General features: G+C 43.7%; 20 protein-coding genes. 6 read left to right on the top strand and 14 right to left on the bottom strand.

The features are described from left to right. Nucleotides 1-100: 100 nt before the first annotated feature. From ACU01J_RS10955 to ACU01J_RS10920, 8 genes are all read right to left on the bottom strand, one after another. Nucleotides 101-2,197 (bottom strand): TonB-dependent siderophore receptor, encoded by a 2,097-nt coding sequence (locus tag ACU01J_RS10955; protein WP_481085744.1) that lies wholly within the window; start codon nt 2,195-2,197, stop codon nt 101-103. 157 nt (nt 2,198-2,354) lie between these two features. Next, nucleotides 2,355-2,807, bottom strand: coding sequence for a TadE/TadG family type IV pilus assembly protein (locus ACU01J_RS10950; protein WP_481085743.1), 453 nt, complete (start codon nt 2,805-2,807; stop codon nt 2,355-2,357). After that, entirely contained in the window at nt 2,804-3,235 is a 432-nt protein-coding gene (locus tag ACU01J_RS10945) for a TadE/TadG family type IV pilus assembly protein (protein ID WP_481085742.1), read from the bottom strand. The genes ACU01J_RS10950 and ACU01J_RS10945 overlap by 4 nt, the downstream gene beginning before the upstream one ends. Then, on the bottom strand, nt 3,232-4,473 hold the full coding sequence (locus tag ACU01J_RS10940; protein ID WP_481085741.1) for a TadE/TadG family type IV pilus assembly protein: 1,242 nt from the start codon (nt 4,471-4,473) through the stop codon (nt 3,232-3,234). Before ACU01J_RS10940 ends, ACU01J_RS10945 begins: the two co-directional genes overlap by 4 nt. A gap of 187 nt (nt 4,474-4,660) precedes the next feature. Then, nucleotides 4,661-6,046: a histidine kinase sensor domain-containing protein gene (locus ACU01J_RS10935; protein WP_481085740.1), complete on the bottom strand. Its 1,386-nt coding sequence runs from the start codon at nt 6,044-6,046 to the stop codon at nt 4,661-4,663. A 3-nt stretch (nt 6,047-6,049) separates the two neighbouring features. Then, nucleotides 6,050-6,715, bottom strand: coding sequence for a response regulator transcription factor (locus ACU01J_RS10930; RefSeq protein ID WP_481085739.1), 666 nt, complete (start codon nt 6,713-6,715; stop codon nt 6,050-6,052). A 95-nt stretch (nt 6,716-6,810) separates the two neighbouring features. Next, nucleotides 6,811-7,590, bottom strand: a complete 780-nt coding sequence (locus ACU01J_RS10925; protein ID WP_481085738.1) for an MBL fold metallo-hydrolase — start codon at nt 7,588-7,590, stop codon at nt 6,811-6,813. Nucleotides 7,591-7,679: 89 nt separating this feature from the next. Further along, complete coding sequence (locus ACU01J_RS10920) at nt 7,680-8,567, bottom strand: DMT family transporter (RefSeq protein WP_481085737.1); 888 nt, start codon at nt 8,565-8,567, stop codon at nt 7,680-7,682. A gap of 141 nt (nt 8,568-8,708) precedes the next feature. Between ACU01J_RS10920 and ACU01J_RS10915 the strand changes: the two genes are divergently transcribed. The 3 genes from ACU01J_RS10915 (at nt 8,709) to ACU01J_RS10905 (ending at nt 11,391) form a co-directional block, all read left to right on the top strand. Continuing rightward, the gene (locus tag ACU01J_RS10915) at nt 8,709-9,410 is read left to right on the top strand and encodes a glycerophosphodiester phosphodiesterase (protein ID WP_481085736.1); all 702 of its coding nucleotides are present in this window, start codon (nt 8,709-8,711) and stop codon (nt 9,408-9,410) included. Nucleotides 9,411-9,680: 270 nt separating this feature from the next. Then, entirely contained in the window at nt 9,681-10,076 is a 396-nt protein-coding gene (locus tag ACU01J_RS10910; protein ID WP_481085735.1) for a SulA-like leucine-rich domain-containing protein, read from the top strand. A 211-nt stretch (nt 10,077-10,287) separates the two neighbouring features. After that, on the top strand, nt 10,288-11,391 hold the full coding sequence (locus ACU01J_RS10905) for a phosphoribosylaminoimidazolesuccinocarboxamide synthase (RefSeq protein WP_481085734.1): 1,104 nt from the start codon (nt 10,288-10,290) through the stop codon (nt 11,389-11,391). Nucleotides 11,392-11,450: 59 nt separating this feature from the next. Here ACU01J_RS10905 and ACU01J_RS10900 read toward each other — a convergent pair whose 3' ends face one another. Then, on the bottom strand, nt 11,451-11,987 hold the full coding sequence (locus tag ACU01J_RS10900) for an EF-hand domain-containing protein (RefSeq protein ID WP_481085733.1): 537 nt from the start codon (nt 11,985-11,987) through the stop codon (nt 11,451-11,453). 128 nt (nt 11,988-12,115) lie between these two features. Between ACU01J_RS10900 and ACU01J_RS10895 the strand changes: the two genes are divergently transcribed. Then, nucleotides 12,116-13,024 carry a LysR family transcriptional regulator gene (locus ACU01J_RS10895; RefSeq protein ID WP_481085732.1) on the top strand — a complete coding sequence of 303 codons (909 nt, stop codon included), beginning with the start codon at nt 12,116-12,118 and terminating at the stop codon, nt 13,022-13,024. Here the strand turns inward: ACU01J_RS10895 and ACU01J_RS10890 are convergent. The 5 genes from ACU01J_RS10890 to gyrA all read right to left on the bottom strand — a co-directional run bounded on the left by ACU01J_RS10890 (nt 13,021) and on the right by gyrA (nt 22,290). Beyond that, a complete protein-coding gene (locus tag ACU01J_RS10890) occupies nt 13,021-13,899 on the bottom strand; it encodes a YjjW family glycine radical enzyme activase (RefSeq protein ID WP_481085731.1) in 879 nt (292 codons plus the stop codon). The genes ACU01J_RS10895 and ACU01J_RS10890 overlap by 4 nt on opposite strands. 6 nt (nt 13,900-13,905) lie before the next feature. Then, a complete protein-coding gene (locus ACU01J_RS10885) occupies nt 13,906-15,447 on the bottom strand; it encodes a YjjI family glycine radical enzyme (protein WP_481085730.1) in 1,542 nt (513 codons plus the stop codon). Between the two features lie 153 nt (nt 15,448-15,600). Next, nucleotides 15,601-17,484: a methyl-accepting chemotaxis protein gene (locus ACU01J_RS10880; RefSeq protein WP_481085729.1), complete on the bottom strand. Its 1,884-nt coding sequence runs from the start codon at nt 17,482-17,484 to the stop codon at nt 15,601-15,603. Between the two features lie 206 nt (nt 17,485-17,690). Beyond that, the gene (locus ACU01J_RS10875; protein WP_481085728.1) at nt 17,691-19,460 is read right to left on the bottom strand and encodes a putative bifunctional diguanylate cyclase/phosphodiesterase; all 1,770 of its coding nucleotides are present in this window, start codon (nt 19,458-19,460) and stop codon (nt 17,691-17,693) included. Between the two features lie 205 nt (nt 19,461-19,665). Continuing rightward, nucleotides 19,666-22,290 (bottom strand): DNA topoisomerase (ATP-hydrolyzing) subunit A, encoded by a 2,625-nt coding sequence (gyrA, locus tag ACU01J_RS10870; protein WP_481085727.1) that lies wholly within the window; start codon nt 22,288-22,290, stop codon nt 19,666-19,668. Between the two features lie 285 nt (nt 22,291-22,575). On the opposite strand from gyrA, the gene ubiG reads away from it, so the two are divergent. Both ubiG and nrdA read left to right on the top strand, forming a co-directional pair. Beyond that, a complete protein-coding gene (ubiG, locus tag ACU01J_RS10865) occupies nt 22,576-23,283 on the top strand; it encodes a bifunctional 2-polyprenyl-6-hydroxyphenol methylase/3-demethylubiquinol 3-O-methyltransferase UbiG (protein WP_481085726.1) in 708 nt (235 codons plus the stop codon). 469 nt (nt 23,284-23,752) lie between these two features. After that, nucleotides 23,753-26,035, top strand: coding sequence for a class 1a ribonucleoside-diphosphate reductase subunit alpha (gene nrdA, locus ACU01J_RS10860; protein WP_481085725.1), 2,283 nt, complete (start codon nt 23,753-23,755; stop codon nt 26,033-26,035). Nucleotides 26,036-26,119: the final 84 nt, after the last annotated feature.

The following is a 26,119-nucleotide window of genomic DNA, read 5'->3' as shown; positions in this document are numbered from 1 at the left end:
AAGCTGATTGCGATAAATTGCAATCATACTTGCAAATTATACAAAAAAAGAGAAAGACTAAGTCTTTCCCTTTTTTGTTTCTAGAACACTAACACGCTCTTTAGTATTTGATTTGAAGTGTCGCCATGTAGTTACGACCCTCACCAATCACTACATCTTCTGCGTATTGGTGCTTGTTCGACGTAGAGCCACCGCCTGCTAGATAATCTGTATCGAACAGATTCTCTACTGTTAGGCGCGCAACCATGTCTAGATCTGCATCATATTTGTATGTGTACGCCAGACCCATATCGACACGTGTATATGCGTCTTTCTTGAAGGTATTCGCTTCGTCTCCGTAACGTGAACCTTCGTAGATTACACCAAGGTTAACATCCATTTCGTTTGTCGCCGCATAAGTAGACCAAACGCTTGCTGCAAATTCCGGAACATCCACAGGTCGATTACCTGCGTATGTTTCATGGTTTTTGATTTCCGCATCAAGATACATAGCAGAACCAGATAATGAGAATTTCTCTGTCACAAAACCTTGTGCCGACAATTCTGCACCACGGTGCTCTTGCTGACCACCTTGTGTCACAACATAATCGCCTGACGCAGCATCTTCTACATCTAGTTCAATGTTCTCTTGCGTAATGTCGAATAATGCACCTGAAACAAATAGGCGGTTATTTAGCAGCTCCCATTTTGTTCCTACCTCGTATGCTTTACCAATAGCAGCATCAAGTAGCTCACCTTCATTAATGTAAGTGCGGCTACCACTGGTTACTTGGCCCTGCGGCTCGAAGCTTTCAGAGTAAGTAACGTAAACACTGCCATTATCCGCAGGGTGATAAATTACACCTAGTTTTGGAGCAAGGTTTTCTTCAGCAACACCGTCTTGAACTTTACGGTCGAAACGCAAGCCAGTTAGCAATTGCCACTGTTCATTAATCGTCACTAGATCTTGTGCATAAAAACCCCAAGTATCGTAACGCCCATTCGGTGCTAAGCTAGTTGCTCCTGGAATTTGCACTGGTACAGTTTCATTTGGCACATATTCACCTTTATTGAAACTATCCATACCACGCTCGTAGCTGTAACCCAACCAGTTACCACCTAGTAAGATCTTATGATTCATTCCAGCAAAGCTAGTGTCTGCAGCTAAGTCCAAATAACCCGTTCTAAAGCGCCATTTGTCATGACGATAATTTCCACCTTGCGTAACCGTGCCTGTCCCATCAGGATTTAGATTGGCAAAACTTGGGTAGCTCTCTATATCAATACGCTCGAAGTCTTGGTAATTAAAGCCTGTATTTAGAGACCAAACGTCCGTTAGCTGAGCGTTTACATTAAAACCAACGTTCTCTACGTCATTCTCAATTTCAGACCACTGAGCATCCCAGATATGATCTTTGTTACCTACTAATTGGCCATCGAGTGTATAAACGGCACCAGAATCTACGCTGCCTTTGTCATTAGTTTTATCATAATGAACCGATACCGTTACATCATCAGAAACATCGTAATCAACGAACAGACCACCAACAAGTCGCTCAGTTTGAGGCTTAGAACCGTCACCGTATGTTCTCCAAGAGCTGTAGCTCTCTTTAGAAATAATCGTGCGAGCACGTAACGTTTCATCATCGTTTAGCACGCCACTCACATCAACCATGGTACGTGAGTGATCGTTTGAACCCACATCTTGGCTAACGTTGACTTGAGTTTCGTAAGTTGGCTTTTTAGTGACCATATTAATAAGGCCACCTGGCGCTGACACACCGTAAAGCAGACCTGATGGCCCCTTCACAACTTCTACACGTTCTAGAAGCTCTACCGGCTGACGGTAGTGAGACCAGTGTTGATGCCCGTCACGTAGGAAACCTGATGAGCTTTGTACTTCAAAGCCACGTAGTGAGAAACGTTCACGGTTACGGCTTGTACCACCAGCACTCACACTCGCATCATTTTTTAACACGTCACCAAGAGTACTTGCGCGCTGCTCATCAATGATTTGCTCATCGATAACTGCAATTTGTCCCGGGGTTTCCAGCTGAGTCGCTTCCATTCGCATAGCAGTGGCATTGGTATCGGCTTTATAACCGTAATCGCGCCCTTCTACGACCATGTGCTCATCTGTTTTAACCGTTTCCGCAACCACTGCAGGAGTCGCTAATACAACACCAATCACGAGTGCTAACTGACTCTTAGTGAACATAAATCTCTCCGTTTCTTTATATACAAAGCGAATGTGCTTTGCTTAGTTATTTATAACGAAGTGAAATATAAGTGATAACCAATATCATTTGCATTAAATTTACAAAATTTACTTTGATATGAATTTAGTTAGTAAAAAGGTGGGGTAAAAAGAAGAGTTAGCAGTCGGTATCAGTGTCGTTGGGTACTTGGCCTAGACTCTCACTTGGGATAGTGGTTTCAAAGCTCGGCATTGGTAGAACGCCACTCTCACCGATAAATGAAAGTAACGCGACAAAACGATAGTTCAAATCGGTAGCTCTCGCTCTGACAAATCGAACATCTTCAACAACAGGCGTCGTTAGCACATTGCTCTCTTCGTCGAGATACTCGATAGTAATGTTGGCCTCTCCTACAGATGAAATATAACTTGTGCTGGCAATAAAGGTTTTTATACCCGTATCGTTTATTTCACAAACTGCCGCCATTCTAGCCGCTGCACGCACCGACTCACTCACCGCCTGCATTGAAAACATAAAATAGCCAATGGAAGCGATCGCCAACATGATCATCATAAGAAATGATGACATGACAGTGAATTCAATGATGGTAATGCCTTTTACTTTTTTCATTGATCCAACCTCGCCACTGTTGCTGCGTTCATAGGCACAGCTAGTGAAAATTCTGTATTGGGAATTGTCGCTGAGAAAAGAGGCTCAAATGTATAGTTTGCAGATACAGTGACAAATTGATTATTTTCACAACTCACCGTGACGTTAGTGGTAGTCAAGTTATCAATCAAAGCCGAGGCACCTGTTTTCAATGTTCCATAGACAACAAATTGTTTTACATCATTTTGCGCGTTAATTATTGGTCCACAGCCCGACATTTGACTCAAGGTAGAAGCATACCTCGCCCCTACCCTAACGGCCTTGTTCAGCGTATTCATCTCAACAAATACTCGTGCTACTTCCACGACAGCGACAAGCAGTAGCAACAATATAGGCAAACCAATGATCAGTTCTACCGCCGCCAGACCCTTTTGTTTACGCAACATCATGAACCTCCTCCAACAGAGGAAGGATCTTTGTAAAGAACTATTCGCGTTACACCAGTATCTGTGTCGGAAACCCCTCCTTCAATAACAGAGCATTGTTCAATAAATTCACCAAAAATACTTTGCTGGCCTTTCTTACCAGATTCCTGCGAAGAATCATAACGTTGCAGCATAAAGAAGCAGCCAATGCTGGTTACGGTAAACTCTATTTTACCTCCAGACTTAGATGCCGAATCACAGTCTAATATTGGCACTGGTAAAACACGTCTCCAAGCAGCACCACCCGCTGATTTACAATCGGAATCGTCTAAACACGCTTTGGTCTGTTCTACATACTCGTTATAAGTCCATTTATCAGGCGCAGTAGAGTCGTTGTAGTCTGCAATATTATCGGTAGTGATTGCGGTATCAGGCTCTGTGATTACCAGATCTGATGGGTAATAGACACCATCGAGCGTCGCACCCTCAAAGCGGCTATCAATATCTTCCGTTGCACCAACGGCGTTACCAGTTTCAGAGTCAATGGTATCTTCTACTGTGACCACTACGGTATTTTTACCAACCAGAGCGTCACTGACCGAAGACTTACCGCTACCAATATCAAGTAAGTGATAATTACCCGCCCCAAGACCATCTGGATCATCTGATTGGCTGCCGGACTTAATCTCGTAAGCTTTGGCGACTTCGTAGCCTGAAGGACCAGTTTCACTGCCTTCACACATACCAATCGGCAAAATATTAGAGGTTCCATCCACGTAAACAGGGCCAGCAACTGCGCTTGCTGATACTTTTTTTTCCATGCCCAAAAGATCGAGTAAAAATTCATTGAGGCCAACCTCTGAAACTTCAACTCGTACATAAACCATATCAGGAGAGGCTGGGAAAGTAGTCGAAAAACCACTATTTGGAGAATCCGAATATTCGATAGAGAGGAGATTGAGGCCATTGCCATCATCAGTGCCTGTTAATTCAATTTCATCATTGCCGGGGGATTCAATTACTTTCTTGTAGGATTCGATAATCGCGGTATCGGTATCACTTTTCTCATTGGTTCGATTAGCAACCGTAGCCCCGGCCAAAGCGATGGTATCGACGGCATTTTGCAGGCGCGTTTTATTAACCACAAAGTGAGAAACATCTATAGAGAGCGCAGCTATCGTTATAAACATAACCATGCTCATCGTCATAACCACCAAGGTCAAACCTCGTTGATTATGAATTCGGTTTGGGTACTGACGCATGTCCATAGCCCCCTTGGCCGATGCTTCAGCCAATATCACTAGTCCCTAAAGTGTCCTTCACCAGAAACTACGAGTGAGTCCACTCGCAATCATCAGTTCCAACGAATAAGCCACTAACACTAGATAAACTATAGTTCAATCTACCGGTACTGACTAAATTGATAACTAGATCTTGGTTCTGTTTTTTTCAAGCCTTGTCACATGGAAATTGCAGCTCAATTCTTAACCCACCGTGAGTACAATTGGACGCCTTCACATCACCGCCAACTAACTTCATGGATTCTTTGACAATTGCGAGACCAAGCCCATATCCCCCACGTTGTTTGTCACGTGCAGACTCTAGACGCGTGAATGGCCTGAAAATCTCACTTAATTGGTTAAGGGCAATACCCGGACCATTATCGACAACTTCAATCACTACCTTTTGCTCAAGCTCGATCGGTAAAACATAAAGGGAGACTTCAATGATTGCTTGAGGCCCTGCATACTTGATTGCATTGGAGATTAAGTTAGTTAAGCAACGCATGACTAAACGCTCATCAGTAATGACTATAGGCACACCATCACCCATGTTAACGACGATGTTCTGCGCGACGCCTAACTGTAGCTTACTTTGCTCAACTTGATTACTCACAACGCCTTCAAGGCATGTCGGACGCAAATTCGATTCATAGCGCGCATTTTCAATACGGCTAAATTCGAGTATTTCTCCGACCAATCCATCCATTTCATCCACTTCTTTCTCTAACCGTTCAACTAATGGCAAACTGATATCAGATGCCTTAGTACGCAGCAAATGAAGCGCTAAATTCTGTCTGGCCAGAGGCGTTCTCAACTCATGGGAAACATCCCGAATCAGCTGTTTTTGTCTCTCTGCTAACGCGTGAATCTCTTGGGTCATATTGTCAAAGTCACGCGCGAGATCATTAAACTCGGTGGTCTTAGAATTCAGCTCCGAGACGACATTTACGGAAAAATCCCCCGACGCTAGACGGCGACTCGCCTCACGCAGACGGTTTAATGGCTTTTGCAGCTTTCGGGCGAGTATCAGCGAAAACAGCGCCAACATCGCAATCACAATAACCACTTTGCTTATCGCAAAATAGACGATAAAACGATGAGCTGGATGCAGCTCACTAGGAAGTTGAACAACGAGAGTATTACCTTGCACCAACCTGACACCAATTAAAGGCTTACTAACTCGATCATTTAATGGACCGTTAAGCTCTCGTAGAAAGCGCAGCTTAAACTCAAAATGTGGATGCATTTGTCGGTGGGACAGCGGTTGGTTTTGCGTATCAAGCACAAATAAGTAGTATGGCTGTGCATTGCCCCAGTCCGCAAGCTCATCCATATCTCCCTCTTCGATCAACACATTGGCTTGCTCGGCAAGCGCTTCTATTTTCTGCTTAACTTGCGGTGGTACTTTTAGTACCGCCGAAACCAAAGCTTGCTCTGCAAGTGCCTGCAAAAGCACGATGCAAACGATAACCGCTGACATGTAACTAAACAGTTGAAAGAAAAGAGAGTCTTTCCTCTTCACTATCGCAGAGGGATAAAGCGACTTGAACATGGTTTAGTGCCCTGCACTACCGACAAAGCTATAACCTTTGCCGCGAACTGTTTTGATGTGCTGCTTTGATAATCCGGCTTCAATAAACTTACGACGTAAATTGCTAATGTGCATATCGAGATTACGATCGAAAGGACTCAACTCTTTCTTTAGCACTTCGATTTGTAGCTCAGCTTTTGAGATCACCATATTTTCTCGGCTTACCAAATAGCTAAGTAGGTCTGATTCTGTCCCAGTAAGAGGTAAGCTTGGTATTTGAGAGGCAATACCATCTTTATCCAGCTGATAGGAATGTCTTTGCTTTTCCAGACCGACGCGACGAAAAATCGCCTTAATTCGGGTCAACAACTCGGGCACTTTAAACGGCTTAGCGATGTATTGATCAGCGCCCGATTGGTAACCATCTAATATTGAAGCTTCATCATTGAGTGCAGTTAGCATAAGGATTGGTGTCGCAAAGCGTTGGCAAATTTTACGCGCAACTTGCATACCATTCAGTTTAGGTAGCATCACATCAAGCAACACTAAGTCTACTGAGATCTTTTCTATAAACTGAAGTGCACTTTCGCCACAATGGACACTATCTACCTGATAGCCTTCGGCTTGCAACACATCTGTAAGAAGTTCACACAATTCAATATCGTCATCGACAACTAGCACTCTGGACATGAGAATAACAGTACAATTGAAAAAGGTTCGCATTCTAATCTTGAAGCACAGTAAACACAATCAAGAAACGATAGAATCTCCAGCCTAACTGACCGTTATTTGTTTTTGATCATTAGCTTTCGCCACATTACTGCTCCTAGCAGACTGCGTAGTTTAACTTTTGTTGCTCTCCAATGAGTGCTTGGCGTGCGTGGTGCTGTACTGAGTAAATGCTGAAACACCTCGCTGGTAAACTGCACTTTTCCACCATGAGCCACTAACAATACATCAGGTTCAAGGTTATATACGCGCTTAATGGATGCTTTGTATTGATTAGGATGAAAGACAGGAAATGGTGAAACAAGCTGCTTTTTTACCTCAACCATCAGATCTGCGACGTAAAGGATGCTCTGCTTTTCATGATGAAGTGATAAGTCACGGTCGGTGTGCCCCGGCGTTTCTATTACTTTCCAGTCTTCGAAATCAGGGATGCATTGACCGTCCGACAACTGAATATCCGGGCGTAACTTACGTGAATACCACAAATTTCGCTTTGGCTTTCTTTTTCTGTTAGCAACCCAACAAGCGAGGGCTATATCAGTTAAGTGCATGACAAAACCGTCAACTCCTCCATACCAGTGAGAATCTCGCTTCGCTGAGACAATCTTGCAGCCAGTTAGACTTCTAAGCTTATGAGCAGCGCCTGCGTGGTCCGGGTGCATATGAGTAACAACCACTACTGACAAATCCGAAAACGGCCGCTGCAACTCATGGGTGATGAATTGTTCGATGTATGAAATGTCTGCTCGGGAAGCTCCATCAAGAAGCATTAACTTGTCGGAGTACTCCGCTAGATAGATGGTTTGGATATATCCGTCAATGGCATGAAGTTTCACAGCTCACCCTGTTAACATTTAATTTACAAAAACGATAACAAGGTGATACTGCTTTAGAAAGAGTAATCACTCTAATATGTGAACAAGGTTTATTGTGGTTCTGGTCGTTTGACGAATTTCAGTAGCTTACCGTCAGTGCGGTAAAAAATAAGCGCCAACAAGATCAAGCTACAACCAATCAATTTATTTCTGGAAAGCTGCTCCCCATACCAAAGGATGCTTAAAATGACGGTCCAAATAGGTTCAAGCAGCATGATAAGAGCAGCATTGCCTGGGTTACACCCCTTCTGCCCTAGCGTTTGCATCACATACCTTAAACTGGTTGCGAGCAAAGCACTCAGTGCAAACCACCCCCATATAGATGCTTCAACGTGTGTTGGTATCGTTTCAAATATTGCTGAAGTTATTAAGGCAATAACGCCGGTAACACATAGCTGAATCGCCGTCAGCAAGAGCACCGGGATCTTTTGGGCCAGTTTACTGTTCACATTAAAATGAAGCGCAAGTAGACAAGCATTGGCTAAAAACCATATCTGGCCTGCTGAACTGTTCCAGCCATCGGTTAAAGACAACATCGCCAAGCCACAGACTGCGATAGGCATTGAAATCCAAAACGCGCGTTTAGGTCTTTCTTTATAGAGTAACCAAGCAATGATTGGCACGAAAATCATGGATAAGCTGACGATGAACGCCCCCTCACCCAAGGTTTTACTGATCGAAATCGCATGTACCCAGCTAAGCAACGCAAATGCAAGGATCATCCCTCCTCCGACGACCTGCGATAGTCGTTGAAGCGTCAGTAGACGAACTTGCTTAAAACAGAAGGGGAATAAGCAGATTGAGGCAACTAAAAAGCGCAACCCGACAAAACCAAAAGGCGGTAACCCTTGAATGGTTTCTTTTGAGAAAATCCACCCAAGTCCTGCCAATGCAGTCGTTGCAACGAGTATCCAAGCCGCTTTATTTTCAGCGTTCAAAGTCGAGTCTCTTTATTGTAATTATTTTATAATTTATGAGCCGATAGTGTCAGATTCATCAGCGAATAGCTACGACTTATCTACTCAAAATTCTCATTTAGGGGTACTCTATGTAGCACGACTATTCTATCGAATTTCACTATGATTATTGTTGGGCACCGAGGCGTAGCAGGACGCTTTCCCGAAAACACGTTAACCAGTATTCAAGAAGCTGTAACACTTGGCCTAGATTGGGTTGAAGTCGACGTTCAACCGACATTAGACAACCATTTGGTGGTTTGTCACGACCACACTATCGACCGTTGCTCTAATGGCAACGGAAGAGTAGATGAGCTTACCCTAGAGCAACTCAAGCAGCTGAATTTTGCTGCCCGCTTTAAGCACGGCATCGAACACCAGACACTCTTAACCCTCGACGAGCTTTTGCAGTTTGCCATAGGCAATCAATTAAAATTAAACATCGAGATTAAAGTCGATAAGCATTGTGCTAAATCTGTGTGTCAATTGCTGAAGCAAACTTTAGAGTCATCCCCGATTCGCGAAGATCAATTTGTACTATCTAGTTTTAGTCATCGCGTCATCAGACATCTACATAAGATGCTACCTTCAGTTCGTTTGGGGGTGCTCTGTGAACGCTTAAAACCTGCAAATAAAAAACTATTGGCTGAGGTCTCTGCATTTAGCTGTAACCTGAACTATCAGTGGGTAACCACCAAACAGATCTCACAGCTTAAACAGCAAGGCTATCAGGTATGGTGTTATACTGTGAATAACCCTAATTCTCTGCAACATATACAAGGGTTAGACGCCATCTTTAGCGATTACCCAGAGCGTTTCTTTTAAGTACCCTACTCATCCTCTCCATACAGTGTTGTACAGGACAACTGTATAACACTGTATAAAATCACGTGCGCCTTATCACATTTCTTGTTTTTCTCGCAATTTCCCACGCCAGAACCAAGACGTAAATTTACATTACAAATCATTAACTTACAAACAAATCCATCCCCGCACACATAAGTTTTCGATGAAAAAACATCCAAAAAACACTTGATCATAAATGCAAAAATAACTACTGTATAGACATACAGCATGTACAAAGGAACAGTTATTATGATTCAGGCACAACACACAGCTCGCGCATTCTCTAAGTTTAATGTTCTTGCTCAACCGACTCAGCCAATGAACATTGACCATTCTACGTTACATCGTCTCGCTGGACTGTCAGGTCAGAGCCAGTGGATTTTATTCACCTCTGAGTGCCCTCGCCCTAATTACGACCAGTTTGCAGCGTCGCATATTAGCTGCCAAAAAATCATTCAGATGAAACCTTCTCATACACAGAGTGAGTTTGAGATTGTCAAAAAAGCGATTCAATCAGGTAATGCGAGTGCTGTAGTCGCATCAACCAATATCGCGGCTGTTGAACAAAGTTTGCTACGCAGTTTAGCCGCACAATTTCAGTGTGAAGTCTTCTTCGTTGAGGGCAGAGTTAACCAGTACCACTAACAAGCTCAACGATAGTCACTGCCTTTTACCCCCTCCCTGCGAGGGGGTTTTCTTTTTTGGCTGATCATCAAGCGAACTTTAAGCGATAAGCAAAAAAATAAGCAAACGTTTGCTTTTTCTCTGGTAGCCACAAATAGTTCTGGTATCATGCGACTCAAATCCATTATCTCTAATGATAATTTCCACGTTGCTTTAAGATAGGAATGTCTAGATGAGTCTCGCTGACCAAGTTCTTGCCGTAAATGATGATCTTCCAATTCGTACTGATAAACCCGTTCACAGTGGCAAAGTTCGCTCTGTTTACTGGCTAACAGAAGAAGACAGCAAACGCCTAATTAAAGAAAAAGGCTACGACGTAGCACCGGACGCCCCGCTTGCTATCATGGTGATCAGTGATCGTATCTCTGCATTTGATTGTATTTGGCATGCTGAAGGTGGCCTTAAAGGCGTACCGGGTAAAGGTGCTGCACTCAACGCTATCTCTAACCACTGGTTTAAGCTATTTAAAGATAGTGGTCTTGCTGATAGCCACATTCTAGACATCCCTCACCCGTTCGTTTGGATTGTTCAAAAAGCCAAACCAATCATGATCGAAGCAATTTGTCGTCAATACATTACCGGTTCGATGTGGCGCGCATACGAGAAAGGCGAACGTGAATTTTGTGGTATTCAGTTACCTGAAGGATTAGAAAAAGACAAAGCACTTCCAGAACTATTGATGACTCCTTCTACCAAGGGCATTTTGAAAAATATCCCTGGTGTACCTGAAGCGGATGATGTCAACATTACTCGTCAAAACATCGAAGATAACTTTGCTTCATTTAACTTTTCTAAAGCCGAAGACATCGCATTGTACGAGAAGCTGCTTCGTGAAGGCTTCGTAGTGATTAGTGATGCGCTTGCGCAAGTTGATCAAATCTTTGTAGATACCAAGTTTGAGTTTGGCTACGTGCATGACGCAGCTGGTAACGAAAAACTCATCTATATGGATGAAGTCGGTACGCCAGACTCATCGCGTATTTGGGATGAGAAAGAGTATGAAGCAGGCAAAATTGTTGAAAACTCAAAAGAAGGCTTCCGTCAGTTCTTGCTTAACCACTTCCCTGACCCAGATATCTTGCTCAACAAGGAACGTATGGATGAACGGGAAGCACTAGCACGAGACAATGCGTTGCCTCTGGAAGCACTTCAAGATATCTCACGCACCTACATCGGTATTGCAGAGAAAATCACAGGCCAACCAATCAAGTTGAGTGATAATCCAAAGCAAGAAATTGTAGATATTCTAAGTAAAGAATACGGACTGATTGATTAATCTGCTATTATAAAACCAACGCGCTCCTATCAAATAGAGCGCGTTTTTTGTTACTTAGCCTATTTGTCTTTGCCACCTTTATTGCTTCCGCCGCTGTTCCCTCCGCCACGATTGCCACTGTTTCCTTTATTACCGCTATTCCCTTTGTTTCCACTATTCCCTTTACTGCTACTTTGGTTGCTTGAGCTACTACTTTCGGTACGACTTGCTGCTTTCGCTTCGCGTGCTTCTTGCTTACTGGTTTTTAACTCACCGGTACCGTTACCAGGATTAGAGTACTTCGCATGCGCCGCGAGCTCTTCTTCGGTAACAAAACCATCTTTATCCTTATCAAAGGATGCAAATGCACTTAAACCGCTGTCATTTTCCGTCTCTGTTTCTCCCTCTTCACTGTCTTCATCCACCCCACCTTCTACGCCAAGGCGGAACACAGCGAACTCTTCAGCAGAGATGAGCCCATCACCATCTGTATCCATTTCCTCAATGCTCGGTGTCGTTTTGGTTCGATTATTGTCTTCGTCAACTTCTTCTTCCGCGTAGCTATGCACTGTAATCATCGCTAAGCCTGCCATTAGAAGTGTCATTAATCTGTTCATTGCAGCTCCTCCTCGTCCGTACTAATAGTGTAGCTCACTGAATTCACCACATTGACATTGATAAATTCCTACCATTCCACGCACGATAAGGTTATAAATAGCGAGTTACTCCTAACTCCGTGACTTGTATGGATTACCTTGCCCTTTCACGTATCAGTTTGAAGCATTTAACTGCATTCCACGTTCTACTCAGCACTCATAGTGTTACAACGACAGCCAGCATATTGTGTGTCACTCCATCGAGTATCAGCAAGACGCTCGGGCAGTTACGTGAACAGATGAATGATGCACTTTTTTATCGAGATGGCGGGCAGTTAGTTCCTACTGCGTTTGCACTTAGCATCGGCGCCGAGGTACATAAGATTCTATCAAGTATGAATGGCATTCTTCATCAGGGGGAGTTCCAACCGGGTCATTACACTGGCGAGATTTCTCTGTCGATGCGAGAAAGTACTTTTGAACTGTTTACAGATAAAATTGCCGTAATATCTCAGCAACTTAGCGCGTCACGTGGAATTAAGGTTTACGCCAAAGAGCAAGCCAGCTTTGACGCACTGATCAGAGGTCAAATCGACTTTATGATATTACCTCACGATATCAGTCAGCCTCCTACTCGTAGTAGAGATTTGATGTGGAGGCAGATTATATCCGATGAGATGATCTGTTTAATGTCCAAAGATCATCCCCTCGCTGATAGCCAACTCTCCATTGAGGACTATCTCGCCTATCAGCATATTGGTATCTTAGATAAAGACTTATCTGAGCCTTATTTCGAACAGAATCTGACTCAACAACACGGTCCGCGTAACGTGGTTATTTCTCTCGCCGACTTTGGTGCTGCTGCCATAATGTGTCATCAAAGTGACTACCTGCTGACTTGCTCTAAAAAATGGGCAGAGCAATCAAGACAAGCAAAGGGATTGGTGAGTAAACCACTGCCTTTTGAATATGGCAAAGTTGGCTATAGCTTAGTGTGGAATCAAGCCAGCTTGAACGATCCTGCACTGCAGTGGCTGTATCAACAGTGGGCAGATTAAGTATAAACCGTCGGCAGTTGAATCTTGTGCTCTACACCTTCTGACAATAGAGCATAGAATCGATTCATCTCTTGTTCTGAGCACTTGTCCCATCCGAGTGCTTCGCCCACAACCCCATGATGTTGAAATGCATTCAAACGAATCACAACCTCTTTAGGTAGCGACCGTATCAGTTTAATGATGCTGACTGCTTCACTGTCGAGATCGCTTTTCCCTGGAATGTGCAGTAAACGCAGCTCGTGTAGTTTACCTAGGTTAGCGAGATGTTTTACCGATTCGATGACTCTATGATTGTCTTTACCCACCAGCCATTGATGAGTCTCGCGCTGCCAAGATTTCAGGTCGATCATTGCACCATCAAGCACATGGCTCACGCGCTCCCAACCTGTAGCAGATAAGTCACCATTGCTATCAATAAAGCAAGTCAGGTGTTTAAGGCTTATATCCGACTTTATTGCTTCAAATAGTTGAATAATAAATGGTAATTGTAATGTTGCCTCACCGCCGGAAACCGTTATGCCGCTGATAAACATGCGGTGACGCTTTATCACCTCCATCATTTTAGACACCGTATAGTGGCTTATCTTAGGGCTCGATTTATTACCGCATATCTCGATGCATTTATCGCAGTTTGTACAGGCAAATGAATCCCAAATTACCTTCCCCTTTTCATTAATACTTAATGCATTACTTGGGCATGATTCGACACAATCTCCGCAGTGATTACAGTGATTGATCGTATGAGGATTGTGGCAATTCAGGCAGTTAAAATTGCACCCTTGGAGAAAGATGACCAGACGATTGCCTGGTCCATCTACACAGGAAAAGTTGAGAATTCGGCTCACTTTAGCCTGTTTTTCTTGCTCCATGGTCATCTGTTTCTATTCGTAAACCGGTGAGGATTCCATACTCACAACACGCGGTGCTCGATCTAAAATCCCAGTGTTTTTTGCAGCTTCAGCACCTAGGAAGGTCGTGTTCTTGCGCGAGCCCTCTTGTTCAAACTTATTGATATCAGAGAGTTTAATCATATAACCCGTTACACGGACTAAGTCGTTCGATGCCACGTTCGCCGTAAACTCACGATAACCTTGATTGATCGCGCCTTTGCACAAGTTAAACATCGCTTCTGGGTTTGATTTCACCGTCTCATCGATGGTCAGAATATCGCTGATTCCCGAGGTGTAGTATTTATGCTGCTGAGCAGTTGCTTGTACGTAGGTCACTGGATCAGGCTCTGTTCCATAAGGTATACGCACACCAGGTGTCACGTCTTCGTCTAGGCTGATCCCACCTTGTGCATGAAGCAGCGCTTTACCATCTAAGCCGTATTTCACTGGCGTTGTATCAACTAAGTGAGCAAGCTTTTCCGAAATGGCTAGCGCCAGTCGATTCGCTTCTTCACTGTGCCCGTACTTACCTTGTTTACCCTCTTTTTCTAGTAGAGTATTGACCGCTTCTGCCATGCCATAGATACCAAACATAGGCGCAAAGCGGCTCTCTTCAATCAATCCTTCTGTGGTTAAGAAGCCTTTAAAGAAGTTAGACTCTTCGTGCAAATGCGTACTACGCGCGTCCATCAAGTCCGCCATTAACTGACTGTAATGAGGTAAAACATGGTCAAGGAAATGATTGCCATCTTTGGCGTGAGCAGCGACCTTTTTAAGGTTCATACGCACAAGCGTATTTGAGCCACCCGCTAAAGGTAGTGAGTTATAACAGCTCACAATACCAAACTGTTTATCACCATACGCCATCGCGTGCATCGGGTAGTTAGCAATATGAGGCTTACTACATTCACAAATATTACTCGTCGCTTGTCTTAACAAATCATCAGGCGTGACTTCAGGGTCGTACATAAAGGTGAGGTTTGGCGCGATCTGTTTAAGCTCGGCATCAACGCGCAAGATAGTTCGGCAAATAACGTTGTCAGTTGGACCAATATTCACGTGCATGAACGCATCAGGCAAGGTGCGATCCAGCATGATCCAAAATCGCTTCAACTTGGTATAGATTTGCTGTTCATCGAGGTCACCGACATAGGGCAACAGCACATCATCCAGTTGTCCCAAGTAAACAGGAATATTGGTCACTGAAGGCACATGGTGGTAGATGATAGTTAATAGGTTTAGCGCATCGTCAAAATCTGTTGCCGCCTCAAGCTCAAGGTACGCCGAACCTTGCATAAGAAATTTAGAGTAATCAGGCAAAACATAGCGAGGCTTAAATGGAGCATGTCCTTCAAACATGTCACATAACACCCCCTCTTCCATCGCCTCGGCGACATCTTTCGATACCTGCATGTAAGGCAAGCTCGCTTCTGCCTCTAACGCTAGAAATTGGTTTTTCTGTTTAGGAGATAAGGTCGCATCGGTAACAATTTTTGATACGCGCTGTTGAAAAGCAGTGTGGCTGTCAGACATGTGGTTTTCCTTCTTGTTTTTAAGGATTTTAGCTAATGCCACCCATGTCCACGATTGAAATTATGTTCAGTTGTAATTTCCATTTTGGAAATATCCGAATAAGAAAAAGCCTCGATAAATCGAGGCTTTTTATTCATTTAAGTTAATACCAATTTATAGCTTAAAGCGTTGAATCTCTTGCTCTAGTTCATGAGAAAGCTCTGACAGCTTAGCTGCTTGATCTGCGGCATCATGCGCTTCATCAGCCAACTCATTTGAAACATCACGAATGCCCACGGTATTACGAGTGATTTCAGATGTTACCGATGCTTGTTCTTCTGCAGCAGATGCAATCTGAGTTGCCATGTCGCTGATACGCTCAACAGCCGTTTGAATTTGCGTTAGGCTCACAGCAGCTGAATCCGCGTCAGTGACACTGGTATCTGCGAGCTGACGGCTATCGCCCATGATGCTTACCGCCTTACCCGTAGTACCCTGCAAAGTTTCAATCATCTGTTGAATCTCTTGCGTAGAGGCATGAGTACGCTGACTTAATACACGAACTTCATCTGCAACTACAGCAAAGCCACGCCCTTGCTCACCAGCACGCGCCGCTTCGATTGCTGCGTTAAGGGCAAGCAAGTTCGTTTGCTCTGCGATGTCTTGGATCGTAGAAAGAATTGTGTTGATGCTATTTCCGTGAACTTCCAGCTCTTGAATGACTTCAGTCGCCACTTGTACTTCCGTCGCTAAGTTTTGAATAGAGCTTTGAGTTTGCACCACTTGCTCACCGCCATGCACACACGCTGTCACAGCTTCAGAAGAGTTCTGAGCGGTGTTATCTGCGTTGCCTGCGATTTCTTGAGTCGCCGCTGCCATCTCGTTGATTGCAGTTGCCACCATATTGATTTCGTCTTGCTGTAAACGAATACGCGTACTGCGCTCTTCAGCTTGTTGAGCCGTTCGTTTTGACTGCTCAGATAAAGAGGCAGAAACCATACTGAGTTTCGATACCATCTCGTGCATATTACCCACGAAGGTATTGAAGTTTGTCGCCAACTGACCCACTTCATCATCACTACGCGGTTCTAGTCGTTGGGTTAGATCGCCTTCACCTGATGCAATTTCTTCTAGAGCGTCAGACACCCTTACTAAGTCACGGAACAGGAAGTTAACCAACCAAGAAACAACCGCTATAACGATTAAAGTAATTACGATAGCAGTAATGATAAGGCTTTGTAGAAGCTCAGTATGAGCCGCTTCTTCTGTCGCACGATCCATTTCGATACCGAAAATCCAGTCAGTACCCTCAATTTTACTAAAGAAATACAGCTTTTCTTTACCAGCCTGTTCGATGGTTTCTATCGAACCAGTATTCGCCGCATTTTGAATCGCACTTAGATTCAACTTTTTAGATAAAGTATTAACAGGCTTTAGTAAAAGAGCCGAATCATGGTGAGCTAAGAACGTACCATCTTGTGTATCAATCAGCATTGCGTGGGCGTTATCACCTACATCGAGATTGATTACATCGTTGATAAGCTGGTCAATCAATACATCTGCACCTACGACACCAACGAGCTTACCATTGTGGCGAATTGGTTCAGCAATTGTCACTAGCACCGCATTTGTGATCGCATCTTTATATGCTGGCGTTACAATTTGCTTACCCGCTTTATTCGCGTTTATGTACCAAGGGCGTGTACGAGGATCATAATCGGCACGATTGCGTTCAGGATGAGAGCGATACATCCCCCCTTCTGGCGTACCTAAAAAAATATCATCGAAACCACCAGCTTTACGTGCTTGTTGAAGGAATGGAACGACATCCGTCTCTTCACTGTAGTCATTAAATGCTGCTGCGATATCTTTACGGATATCAATCCAGTCAGAAATGCCCTCAGATGCCGCATTTGCTAAACTCTCTGCACGAGCGTAAACACCATTGCGTGTTTGTTGGAAAAGTTGGTCAGCCGCTAGCCAAGTTAACGCGCTTGCCATTAGCACCACCGCAAGTAAGCTTGCGCCGATCAGTTTCTGTTTTAATGAAAGTTTCATAGTGTCGATTAAAGGTTGAGGAACAGTTAGGAAGCGGTGAGTTTACAAGTAAGAAAACACTTACGCACGAAAAATCGACTGTTTTTTGAAAAATTGATAGGTGCTTGTATTTGTGGCATTTTTATGGCGTCAAGAGCCTGACAACTGCCAATGAATCCCGCGTATACACAGTGAAATAATAACGATAAATTATAGATAGTTATCGATTAAAAAAATCGTTCGAAATCTGAAGGTAAAACCGGTTTAGAAAAAAGGTAGCCTTGATATTGGTGACAATTTTCACGGTTTAACAGCTCTAATTGCTCACTATATTCCACCCCTTCAGCAATAACTGTTTTACCAAGGTTGTGTGCCATTTGGATGATGGTTCTGACGATCATATGATCAGTAACTTCTGACACACAGTCATCAATAAATAACTTATCAATCTTAATCGTATCGACAGGTAACTGCTTTAGGTAGCTTAATGATGAGTACTCAACGCCAAAGTCGTCTATTGCAATTGACACTCCTATGTCTTGTAACTTTTTACAAGTATCAGCTACATGTGAATACTTATCCATCATTGCTGTTTCTGTAATTTCAATTTGCAAACACTTAGAGGGAAGTTGAAAACGATTCAGTGTTTCAGCAATAAACGGATAGATATCATCATGGGCAAACTGGACACTTGAGACATTAACGGAAATACATATCTCATAGCCCTGTTGAAGCCACTCACTCGATTGCTTTATCGCTTGTTCGATAACCCAGCGGCCAATTGGAATAATCTGAGCTGTTTTTTCTGCGATACCAATGAAGTCACAAGGTGGTACCAAACCTAAGTCTGGGTGCTCCCACCGAAGCAATGCTTCCGCACCTACTATCTTCTGAGTGTTAATATCCACTTTAGGTTGATAAACCAAAAACATCTGTTGACTATCAAGCGCACCTTTTAGCTCAGTTTCTACCTGGTGATCATGAATGGTCTCGTTCATCAACACATCGTCATACCACTGGATGACGCCATCGCCTTTGCGTTTACTCTTAGCCAACGCGACATCGACGTTCTTCCCCCATACCTCGATATTATTGTGCGCATCACTCAGCATAGCAATGCCCGCATGATATCTAAGTCGGTGAGAGGTATTGTGGATTTTACATACACTATCGTAATTAACCCGTAAGCCTTCAATTAATTCATTGAGTTCGTTTTGGTTGCCATCAGTACATCTGATTAAAGCAATTAAGTCATCTCCCCCCAAACGATATAGCTGATTACTCTCTCCCAATAATCGTTTCATTTGGCGCGAGAAACCAAGCAACAGCTCATCTCCATAACCATAGCCAAGGTCATCATTGACCTTTTTTAGGTTATCGAGGCCGATTTGCAAAGCGGCATAGTCAACACTGTCGCACGCTTTTAGCTCATTAACTGCATTGAAAAAGGCTTTTCGGTTTGGGAGCTTAGTAAGGTAGTCGGTTAGACTTGCTTCTTTATATAGGTTAGATTGTTTTTCAGACTTTTGTTGGAAGTACGTCATGATGGTTGCGAACACGGTAATGAATGCAACCTCAATTGCGTCCTCTATAAACTCATCAAACTCTTCGACAGGTAACTCGACCCAATAACTCACGATTAACGCAGCACAAATCGCAATTGGCCACAATGAACCGGGAAAAAGGATAATGTAACATAGCGGTAGCCCGATAAAGGCTTCTTCAATAGCATCAAGTTCTAGTGGTTCAACAATCCCTCCCCCAAACAAGACAATCAAAGAAAGAATTGATGCACTGAGCTTTACGCGCGAATTGCTAGAGAAGTAAGCGACAAGCATCGAGATAGGAAATAGCAGGTAGAACCAACTGACTATATGATGTTCAGTTATCAGTGTATAGGAAATAAGATAGACAGCGACTAAGTAGCCCCCGGTCAATATATACACGATGACTTGGTTATTGGCCACTTGCGCCACGCTACCCTTTCTATTTTGCATAGAACTTCCTGTTTCCTGCACTTATTCGCTCAATCAATAATAATACGAAAGCTCTCATTACAGAATATCGTTTTCAAGATAATGGTCTCATTTATTTAGTTGTGCACATGCAAACTGAAATGCGTTGGTCCAAAAGTGCTCCATTAAATTTAGCTAAAAAAAATGCCGAACATAAAGTTCGGCATAAATTAATTAGAGAGACGTATTATTCTTGAGAGCCTTTATCACTTTGCTCTGGAGTTTCAGACTCTTCAGAAGTACTCACGACTTCTTCCGACTCTTCACCTTCAACTAGCTCAGCTTCTTCAACTTCATCAATGCGTTGTAGACCAACAACATTCTCATCTTCAGCAGTACGGATTAGCGTAACACCTTGAGTATTACGGCCAACTTGGCTTACTTCCGCTACACGTGTGCGAACTAGAGTACCAGCATCGGTGATCATCATCATCTCGTCGCCTTCTTCTACTTGTACCGCGCCAACAACAGGACCGTTACGATCAGATACCTTGATAGAGACAACGCCCTGTGTCGCACGACCTTTAGTCGGGTACTCTGCAAGCTCAGTACGCTTACCGTAACCATTTTGCGTCACTGTCAGGATGTCACCTTCGTTTGAAGGAACGATTAGAGACACAACTTGGTCATCATCCGCTAGCTTCATACCGCGAACACCTGCCGCAGTACGACCCATAGGACGAACTTTATCTTCTGCAAAGCGAACTACTTTACCCGCTTTAGAGAACAACATGATGTCGCTGTCGCCGTTAGTAATATCAACGCCGATTAGAGAATCGTCATCACGCAGGTTAACTGCAATCAGACCATTTGAACGAACGTTCGCAAACTGGTCTAGAGAGGTCTTCTTAACTGTGCCATCACCTGTTGCCATGAAGATAAACTTCTCTGGTGAGAACTCATCAACTGGTAGGATCGCAGTAATGCGCTCGCCTTCTTCTAGTGGAAGAATATTAACGATTGGCTTACCACGTGCAGTACGACTCGCTAATGGTAATTGATACACTTTCAGACGGTAAGTCTTACCACGTGTAGAGAAACATAAGATGTTGTCGTGAGTATTCGCAACAAGCAAGCGCTCGATGTAATCCTCTTCTTTCATCTTAGTTGCACTCTTACCTTTACCACCACGACGCTGTGCTTCGTAGTCGCTTAGGATTTGGTACTTAACGTAACCTTCGTGTGACAGCGTCACTACAACATCTTCACGAGCGATAAGCTCTTCCATGTCGATATCGTGGCTTGCTGCAGTGATTTCAGTGCGGCGAACGTCACCAAATGCATCACGAACTGTTTCTAGCTCTTCGCGAATCACTTCCATCAGACGCTCAGTGCTTGCAAGAATATGCATTAGCTCTTTGATTTCGTCCAATAGGGCTTTGTATTCGTCTAGGATCTTCTCGTGCTCTAGGCCTGTTAGTTTGTGTAGGCGTAGATCAAGAATTGCTTGCGCTTGAGTTTCAGTTAGGAAGTATTGACCGTCACGGATGCCGTATTGAGGCTCTAGCCAATCAGGGCGAGCTGCATCAGTACCTGCGCTTTCAAGCATTGCAGCAACGTTACCAAGATCCCAGCCACGAGCCACTAAGCCAGCTTTTGCTTCAGCCGGTGTTGCTGCATTACGAATCAGTTCGATGATTTCATCAATGTTCGCAAGTGCAAGTGCAAGTGCTTCAAGGATATGAGCGCGATCACGTGCTTTCTTAAGTTCGAAGATAGTACGACGTGTTACAACTTCACGGCGGTGATCAACGAAACACTTCAACATATCTTTTAGGTTGAATAGCTGAGGCTGACCATTGTTCAGTGCAACCATGTTGATGCCGAAAGTCGTTTGCAGTTGGGTTTGTGCGTATAGGTTGTTTAGAACCACTTCGCCCACTGCATCACGCTTACATTCAATAACAATACGCATGCCGTCTTTATCAGACTCATCGCGCAGTGCACTGATGCCTTCAACTTTCTTATCTTTAACAAGCTCAGCAATCTTTTCGATCAGGCGTGCTTTGTTAACTTGGTAAGGAATCTCAGTAACAATAATGGTTTCTTTACCATTCTTGTCTGCTTCTACTTCCGCTTTAGAGCGCATGTAGATTTTGCCGCGGCCAGTTTTGTACGCGTCTACGATGCCTTTACGACCGCTGATTAGCGCTGCCGTCGGGAAGTCAGGACCAGGAATATAGTCCATTAGCTCATCAATAGTGATTTCTTCATTATTGATGTATGCAAGGCAGCCATCGATCACTTCGCCAAGGTTATGTGGCGGGATGTTGGTTGCCATACCTACCGCGATACCAGAAGCACCGTTCACCAATAGGTTAGGAATTTTTGTAGGAAGAACTGCTGGGATCTGCTCTGTACCATCGTAGTTAGGTACGTAGTCAACAGTTTCTTTATCTAAGTCAGCCAGAAGCTCGTGGGCAATTTTAGCCATGCGAACTTCGGTGTAACGCATTGCCGCCGCTGAGTCACCATCGATCGAACCGAAGTTACCTTGACCGTCGACCAGCATGTAGCGTAACGAGAAAGGCTGAGCCATACGTACAATAGTATCGTATACAGCGCTATCACCGTGTGGGTGATATTTACCAATTACGTCGCCAACAACACGGGCAGATTTTTTATATGGTTTATTCCAATCATTACCTAGTACATTCATCGCGAACAAAACGCGGCGGTGTACAGGCTTTAGGCCATCACGCACATCTGGAAGAGCACGACCAACGATTACTGACATCGCATAGTCTAGGTATGAACCTCGAAGCTCATCTTCAATGTTTACGGGCGTGATCTCTTTCGCTAGATCGCTCATAGAGCCATTATCCCTCTATTTATAGATCGTATGTACAATACGCTTAAGGTGCAAAAATATAACATACAATTCAGTAGTTCGGCATCACTTTCCCTCTCCTTTTATAAGGTTGTGAGCTTGGTTGTGAATCAAGTGCCGAGAATTTGCACACTCTAATTTTATCTCGCTGAAAAATGGCTATATTTTGCCCGTTCCTAGAGAAAAGTGATCCTCTCTATGGAGTGTTATGCTTGAACGGGTATAATGCGTTCAATTCAAGGAAGCAGGTTAATAAATAGAGTTGTTATGACCCAATCACAAAATGTCGACCCTAACGAAATTAAAAAGTTTGAAGATATGGCTTCCCGCTGGTGGGATCTTGAAGGTGAATTTAAGCCTCTTCACCAAATTAACCCTCTTCGTCTCAACTACGTTTTAGACAATGCTGAAGGGCTATTTGGTAAGACGGTTCTTGATGTGGGCTGTGGTGGTGGAATCTTAGCGGAAAGCATGGCGAAAGAAGGCGCTACGGTTACCGGCCTAGACATGGGCAAAGAACCGCTTGAAGTAGCTCGCCTACACGCACTAGAAACCGGAACTAAACTCACCTATATCCAAAGCACGATTGAAGATCATGCAATTGAAAACGCTGGTAAATACGACGTGGTGACATGCATGGAAATGCTAGAGCATGTTCCTGACCCACTTTCAGTGATTAAGTCATGTGCGGCGCTCGTTAAGCCCGGAGGTCACGTTTTCTTTTCTACGCTGAACCGCAACCTAAAATCTTATTTGTTCGCGATTGTTGGGGCAGAGAAACTGCTGAAGATCGTTCCTGAAGGCACACACGATCATGATAAATTCATTCGCCCTGCGGAACTTATCAAAATGATTGATCACACTGATTTAACAGAGACGGGGATTACAGGTCTCCATTACAACCCGCTGACAGACACCTACAAGCTTGGTAGCAATGTCGATGTAAACTACATCGTCCATACTGAAAGATTTTAACAACTTTCACATACCATATATTGCGTTTATTTCTCAGGCGATGGCGTATTGCCATCGCCTTTTTCAATCATTTTTTCATCAAATTTTGCGTGTTTGATTCCAATTTAATCGGCTCCTTTTTCGCTCCGAAATTTGTTCAAAGATCAAGGGATTTTTTTTTGTTTGTGGTTACTTATAAACCACACTGGAGATGGTAATTTTATCCATTATTGCCAGCCCTAACCCCATCAGTTAGTAGCCACTAACTGTTTTTTTTGATTTTGTCAGTTATCCACAAGTCATCCAAGATCTGCACCTTGAAATATACGATTGATAGCACTATCTTGTAACCCGCAAACAGATACACCCCTATATGTTGTGTTTGCTACTACAATATATAGATAGATTTTGATCACAAAGCCGGCACAAGTTTTACAAGAATTACACAAAAATGTGGCTTTTATCAGTTTTGTTAGGGAAATGAAGCAGAATGAACCAACAACTTACCGTTACTAAACGTAACGGCCGTAAAGAAAGCATTGATCTAGAGAAGATCCATCGCGTTATCACTTGGGCTGCAGAAGGCCTAGATAACGTTTCAGTATCGCAAGTAGAACTACGCGCTCACATCCAGTTCTACGATGGCATCACAACCTCTGATATTCATGAAACAATCATCAAGTCTGCAGCAGACCTGATCTCTGAAGAGACGCCAGATTACCAATACCTAGCGGCTCGCCTAGCAGTATTCCACCTACGTAAGAAAGCGTATGGCCAGTACGAGCCACCAACGCTGCACAATCACGTTGCACGTATGGTTGATATGGGTAAATACGATCAGCACATTCTTGAAGATTACACCAAAGCTGAACTAGATGAGCTAGACGCATACCTTGACCACAAGCGCGATCTAAACTTTTCATATGCCGCTGTAAAACAGCTTGAAGGTAAGTACTTCGTTCAAAACCGTGTATCTGGTGAAATTTACGAAAGTGCTCAGTTCCTATACATTCTGGTTTCTGCTTGCCTATTTGCTAAATATCCGAAAGAGACACGTCTTGACTACATCAAGCGTTTCTATGACGCGACATCGACATTCAAGATTTCACTACCTACACCGATCATGTCTGGTGTACGTACCCCTACTCGTCAGTTCAGCTCATGTGTATTGATCGAGTGTGGTGACAGCCTTGATTCAATCAATGCAACAGCAAGCTCTATTGTACGTTACGTCTCTCAACGTGCTGGTATTGGTATCAACGCTGGTCGTATCCGCGCTCTAGGCTCTGAAATCCGTGGTGGTGAAGCATTCCACACCGGTTGTATCCCGTTCTACAAATACTTCCAGACAGCAGTAAAATGTTGTTCTCAAGGTGGCGTTCGTGGCGGTGCAGCAACCGTCTTCTACCCACTATGGCACGGTGAATCTCAAGCACTGATGGTTCTTAAGAACAACCGTGGTGTTGAAGAAAACCGTGTACGTCACATGGATTACGGCGTTCAGTTAAACCGCCTTATGTACCAACGCTTGGTTGAGGGTGGCAACATTACGCTATTCTCTCCTTCTGACGTACCAGGCCTATACGATGCGTTCTTCGAGAACCAAGACGAGTTCGAACGCCTATACGTGAAATACGAGAACGATCCTTCTGTTAAGAAAGAAACTGTCAAAGCGATTGAGATGTTCTCTATCTTGATGCAAGAGCGTGCGTCTACAGGTCGTATCTACATTCAAAACGTTGACCACTGTAACACTCACAGTCCATTTGACTCAGAAGTTGCTCCTGTACGTCAATCTAACCTATGTCTAGAGATCGCACTGCCGACGAAACCTCTGACAAATGTAGAAGATGATTCAGGTGAGATTGCACTATGTACGCTTTCTGCGTTTAACCTTGGTGCGATTAAATCACTCGACGATTTCGAAGAGCTGTCTGAGCTAGTCGTACGTGCACTAGATGCATTACTTGATTACCAAGACTACCCTCTTCCAGCAGCGTACAAATCAACAATGAACCGCCGTACTCTAGGTGTTGGTGTTATTAACTACGCTTACTACCTAGCGAAAAATGGCGTTAAGTACTCTGATGGTAGTGCAAACGGTCTAACTCACCGTACATTTGAAGCAATTCAGTACTACCTACTTAAAGCGTCAGTTGCACTAGCGAAAGAACAAGGCAAGTGTCCATCTTTCCACGAAACAAACTACGCGAAAGGTCTACTGCCAATCGATACCTATAAGAAAGATATCGATTTAGTATGTGATGAGCAGTTGCATTACGACTGGGATGGTTTACGTGAAGAGATCGTTACTCACGGTCTACGTAACTCAACGTTAACAGCACTAATGCCTTCTGAGACATCATCGCAAATCTCTAACGCGACAAATGGTATTGAACCACCACGTGGTTACGTATCAGTTAAGGCTTCTAAAGATGGTATCTTGAAGCAGGTTGTACCAGAATTCACTGAGTACAAAGATAACTATGAATTGCTATGGAACATCGGCTCTAATGACGGTTATCTACACCTAGTTGGTATCATGCAAAAGTTCGTTGACCAAGCTATTTCAGCGAATACGAACTATGACCCAACTCGTTTCGAAAGCGGTAAAGTACCGATGAAGAAACTGCTGCAAGATCTTCTAACAGCGTACAAATATGGTGTTAAAACGCTTTACTACCATAACACTCGTGATGGTGCGAGCGATGACCAGAAAGACGCTGTACAACCACAAGACGACGATTGCGCGGGTGGCGGTTGTAAGATTTAACCCATAATCCCCTCTATTGGGATTATTAGGCTTAACAAAACTATTGGCCCCTCAGCTTGAGGGGCATAAAAGGAATTGAGGCAT

The organism is Vibrio sp. 2433-A1, assembly GCF_056726085.1.
The sequence above is the reverse complement of the archived record's forward strand: the minus strand, read 5'-3'. Positions and strand labels throughout refer to the sequence as shown.